The organism is Dietzia sp. Die43 (genome assembly GCF_024519835.1).
GTDB lineage: Bacteria > Actinomycetota > Actinomycetes > Mycobacteriales > Mycobacteriaceae > Dietzia > Dietzia kunjamensis.
This window is the reverse complement of the sequence record NZ_JALJRF010000038.1, coordinates 1-4,641: the sequence shown is the minus strand read 5'-3', so window position 1 is coordinate 4,641 and position 4,641 is coordinate 1. Positions and strand designations below refer to the sequence as shown.

5 protein-coding genes and 2 pseudogenes are annotated in these 4,641 nt (G+C 58.7%); 3 read left to right on the top strand and 4 right to left on the bottom strand.

The window, feature by feature from the left end; translation table 11 throughout:
- Positions 1-123: 123 nt before the first annotated feature.
- The 4 genes from rfbD to rfbB are packed head-to-tail and all read right to left on the bottom strand — an operon-like array spanning position 124 to position 3,485.
- Entirely contained in the window at positions 124-990 is an 867-nt protein-coding gene (rfbD, locus tag NR111_RS18000) for a dTDP-4-dehydrorhamnose reductase (protein WP_256821601.1), read from the bottom strand.
- Positions 987-1,859: a glucose-1-phosphate thymidylyltransferase RfbA gene (rfbA, locus tag NR111_RS17995; RefSeq protein ID WP_256821600.1), complete on the bottom strand. Its 873-nt coding sequence runs from the start codon at positions 1,857-1,859 to the stop codon at positions 987-989. Before rfbA ends, rfbD begins: the two co-directional genes overlap by 4 nt.
- A 13-nt stretch (positions 1,860-1,872) precedes the next feature.
- Positions 1,873-2,487, bottom strand: coding sequence for a dTDP-4-dehydrorhamnose 3,5-epimerase (locus tag NR111_RS17990; RefSeq protein WP_256821599.1), 615 nt, complete (start codon positions 2,485-2,487; stop codon positions 1,873-1,875).
- Positions 2,484-3,485, bottom strand: coding sequence for a dTDP-glucose 4,6-dehydratase (gene rfbB / locus NR111_RS17985; RefSeq protein WP_256821598.1), 1,002 nt, complete (start codon positions 3,483-3,485; stop codon positions 2,484-2,486). The genes NR111_RS17990 and rfbB overlap by 4 nt, the downstream gene beginning before the upstream one ends.
- Before the next feature lie 375 nt (positions 3,486-3,860).
- Here rfbB and NR111_RS17980 point away from each other — a divergent pair.
- From NR111_RS17980 to NR111_RS17975, 3 genes and pseudogenes are all read left to right on the top strand, one after another.
- A pseudogene (locus NR111_RS17980) lies at positions 3,861-4,052 on the top strand (ISL3 family transposase); the annotation flags it as partial.
- 18 nt (positions 4,053-4,070) lie between these two features.
- Positions 4,071-4,352 (top strand): annotated as a pseudogene (locus NR111_RS18860) (transposase); the annotation flags it as partial.
- Positions 4,353-4,425: 73 nt separating this feature from the next.
- Entirely contained in the window at positions 4,426-4,635 is a 210-nt protein-coding gene (locus NR111_RS17975; protein ID WP_256821596.1) for a hypothetical protein, read from the top strand.
- The last annotated feature ends 6 nt before the right edge of the window (positions 4,636-4,641 follow it).

The following is a 4,641-nucleotide window of genomic DNA, read 5'->3' as shown; positions in this document are numbered from 1 at the left end:
CGAACCTCAGGCCGCTTGATTCAGCAACACCCTCCGACGGAGCCAGTGCGGTTCAATACCGTGCGAGCGAGAACCACCTCGGCCTTAAGGCGAGACGTAGCTCGGCGAGAGCCTCTCGAAGAACTACCGTGTTGCCATCGCTGCGCTAAGTGCCTCGCGCCAGTTCCTCAGCGGAGGGAGTCCAGCGCACCGCCAGGCCTGCGAAGAAAGCACCGAATAGGCAGGACGCGGTGCCGGCCGCGGGAAGTCTTTCGTCGTACAGGGCCTTATCCGTTCTGGGTCTGCGTCTGACTCCTCAAAGACGGCGCGTGCCAACTCGAACCACGTGGCACGCCCACCACCCGCAGCGTGCATTGTTGAGCCAACGCCAGCCCCCGTCTTAACTAGCTGCAGCAACCCCACGGCGAGATCGTGCGCAAAAGTCGGTGACCCGTACTGATCGTTTACAACGGTCAGCGTGTCGCGCGAACTCTCTAACGCCATCATTGTGGTCACGAAGTCGCTACCTGGCAGCCCGAGGCGACTCCGACCCGGTCCGCTGTATACCCACGCTGTCCGGATGATTGTTGAGTCTTCACAAACCGCTCGGACCGCGTCCTCGCCTTCGCTCTTTGTTTTCCCGTAGACCGACATTGGAGCACGAAGATGATTCTCAACGAGCGGTTCACTTAGGATGTTTGACTCGCCAAACACATAGTCCGTGGACACCTGGATAAATTTCGCGCCAGCCGAAGATGCCGCCCGCGCGAGATTCTCTGCCCCTTGGCTATTGATTGCCGCCGCAAGTTCGGGCTCCGCCTCAGCGGCGTCCACCGCGGTGTGCGCTGCACAATTAATTACCCACTTGGGCGCCAAGTCCTTCAAGATTGCAGACGCCGCTTCGCCGTCTGTGACGTCGAGTTCGGACGACGTTAGCGCAACGACCTCAGGCCCTCCCAACTCCGCCAACCAACGCCCCACCTGACCTGAACCACCAGCGACTGCAATCACTTGGATTCACGCTCTAGGATATCCAAGAGGTACGCCCCGTATCCAGACTTCATTAACTTCTCAGCTCTCTCGTGCAACTCACGGTCGTCCAAGAACCCCATGCGCCAGGCTATTTCCTCTGGTGCGCCGACTTTCAATCCTTGCCGTGCCTCAATCGTTCGGACGAAATTTCCTGCGTCCAGTAAAGAGTCATGCGTACCAGTGTCCAACCAAGCGGTGCCTCTCGGGAGCACCTCTACCTGCAGCTTACCCTCCGCGAGATAGCGTTTGTTGACGTCGGTAATTTCATATTCCCCGCGAGCGGAAGGCTGCAAGCCTCGAGCGATCTCCACCACATCATTATCGTAAAAGTAGAGACCAGGCACCGCATAGTTTGACTTAGGCTTCGTTGGTTTCTCCTCCAAGGAGATAGCCCGCCCGTGGGCATCGAATTCCACGACCCCATAGGATTGGGGCTCGGCAACCCAGTAGGCAAAAACGGCCCCTCCGTCTACGTCAGTGTATCGGCGCAGTTGTGAACCCATGCCGGGCCCATAGAATATGTTGTCACCAAGCACTAATGCGACTTTGTCCAGACCAATGTGATCGGCCCCGAGCGTGAACGCCTGCGCCAGACCATCCGGGGACGGCTGCCCCTTATACGAGATGGCCACCCCGAATTGCGAACCGTCGCCTAGCAACCGTTGGAAACCCGGGAGGTCTTGGGGGGTAGATATGACTAGAATGTCTCGGATTCCGGCAAGCATTAGCGTGCTTAGTGGGTAATACACCATCGGCTTGTCATAAACAGGGACCATTTGCTTACTGGTACCCAAGGTAATCGGATGCAGGCGCGTACCGGACCCGCCAGCGAGAATTATGCCCTTCATAGTGCCCGTCCTGTCATTCCGATAAAGATTGGACATACCGGCTAACGCCCTCAAGATCTGGCAGCAAGCCAGACTGAAGAGCGGACTTCAAGCTGGGCGCGTCCGCATCTTTCGACGAAAGCTGATAACTCAGAGTCTGTCCGCTCCGTCCAGTAGTCGGCCAGGAAATACCGATCTGCTCATCAAGTGGACTTATTCCATGCTCGCGACCCGGGGAATACTCGGAACTACATAGGTAGACGACAGTGGAGTTGTCTTCCAACGACAGAAACGCATGTCCCAGCCCCTCTGACAGATAGAGACATCTACGATCGACATCGTCCAGAACGACAGACTCCCAGTGGCCGAAGGACGGAGAGCCCACACGGAGGTCGACCACGACGTCCAATATTGCCCCCCGGGGACAAGCTACATACTTAGCTTGTCCGGGCGGGGTGTCCGCGAAGTGAATCCCACGCAGAACTCCGGCAGACGACACACTCAAGTTCGCCTGCCTGAGATTTAACGGGTGACCGACTATCTCATCAAAAACTTCAGCCTTGAACCACTCGAGGAATGTCCCCCTGTCATCGCCGAACTGTCGGGGCGTGTAGACGAAAGACCCAGCAATGCCGAGCTCCTCAATCACTTTATTACCTCCTGGGTCCTTGCATATTTGGCCTCAACGGCAGCCTTCTGAGGTTGCCACCAGCCCCGATTATGCGTGAACCAATCGATTGTCGCTTGTAGCCCAGCCTCAAAGTCAACAAAATCCGGCTTCCATCCAAGCTCGCGACGCAGTGTTGATGAATCGATCGCGTAGCGGAGATCGTGGCCCGGCCGATCAGACACGTGGTCGAACCCATTGGGATCGCGGCCCATCAGTTTCAATATTGTTTGAACTACCGTCAGATTGTTAACTTCACCGTCCGCGCCGATCAGGTACGTCCGCCCCATCTCCCCCCTGTCAAGAATCGACCACACAGCCGAGTTGTGGTCGTCCACATGGATCCAATCACGGACATTGAGCCCGGCCCCGTATAGCTTCGGACGACGCCCCTCTAGAACCTCAGTAATTTGACGAGGGATGAACTTTTCGACGTGCTGATACGGACCATAGTTATTAGAACAATTGGAGATGGTCGCCCGTACGCCGAAGGATCGGACCCAGGCGCGAACAAGAAGGTCCGAGGAAGCCTTACTCGCCGAGTACGGACTCGATGGGTTGTACGGAGTAAATTCGTCGAACTTTGAGGGATCGTCCAGATCTAAGTCTCCATAGACTTCGTCTGTGGATATGTGGTGCAGCCGAGTGCCGTGCTTCCGGCACGCTTCGAGTACTGAAAACGTTCCCATGATATTCGAGCGCAGGAACGGCCACGGAGAGTCAAGTGAATTGTCGTTATGCGATTCGGCCGCAAAGTGAACTACCACATCAGCTTCGGCAACCAGAGGGTCGACGACGGCCAATTCCGATACATCGACTTCAACTATCCGGACAGCATCAAGGCCCGCTAGCGAGTCGCGGTTTGCCGCATACGTCATTGAATCGACGACTGTGATCGAAACGTCTGGGCGAGTACGTCGAGTTAGATGGACGAAGTTTGCGCCAATAAACCCGGCGCCCCCGGTGACGAGAAGGTGCATGGCTCCAGATTACGCAGCTGATGTTCAGTTGGTCGCATCCCGAGACAACGTCGCCCACAATAAAGATCGCACTTACCCCCAAAGCGGGTCATGACAAGGCGCGTAGCAATCCGGTGGGCGCTGCTGCCGCGACGTTGGCGGGCGTTCATAGCGCCAAACGGTGACGAATATGGGCCCAAGGTTCCGTCGCTTGACCGATTCACTAACCACGGCTCGAGCACGCCCGAGCCGGAGGGTCACCTTAACCGGCTCTTCCGGATCCGGAGTGCGTAGCTGGGGTTCGCCGGTGATGCGGTGAGGCACAAGATGTAGGGGTCCTGGGGCGTGGGAAGATGCAAGTTCCTACACCAGCACTTCGCATCCCCAGGACCCGCTTTGAACGCTACCGCCAGCCTGCTTGCCGACACCATCTGCCGCACCGTCGAGCTCGGGGTGACCATCACCGACGCCGCTGTAGCTGACGAGCTCACGCACCTGTTCTGCGCCCCGGTCACACTCGACCCGACCTGCGCCGAGTGCGGGATGGCGGGGCGCCTGCGAGACCACGTCCAGCGGAAGGTCACGGATTGAATCGCCCCGGGTTTGATGGAGACATCGATTACCCGGGAAGGGATCATCAAGACTATGGGAGCACCTCGCAAGTACCCGGATGAGCTTCGTGAACGAGCGACGCGGATGGCGCTGGAAGCCTTGGCCGACCCCGATCGCGCGCATGGCGCGATCGTGCGGGTAGCCCAACAGCTCGGCGTGCACCGCGAAGCACTTAGGACCTGGGTGCGTAAGGCCCAGGCTGAGGGCCAGGACGCTTCGTCGGTGTCCGCCGATCGCGACGCCCGTCTGGCGCAGCTGGAGAAGGAGAACCGCGAGCTACGGCGGGGGAACACGATTTTGAAGCAGGCGTCGGCTTTCTTCGCATCGCGGAGCTGGACCGTCCACAGCGATGAAGGTCGAGTTCCTCGACCGCCACAAGGACGAGCACGGTGTCCAGCCGATCTGCGACGCACTGGCCGAGACCAGCGCCGCGATCGCGCCTTCGTCCTACTACGCCGCCAAGTCCCGTCCGCCGTCGGCGCGCGGTCGGGTAAGTCCCGTGGTGTGGTGGGGTTTCGGGGCCGGGGTTCTGGCTGACGAGGGCGTGGCGGTCCGCTGAAGAGGG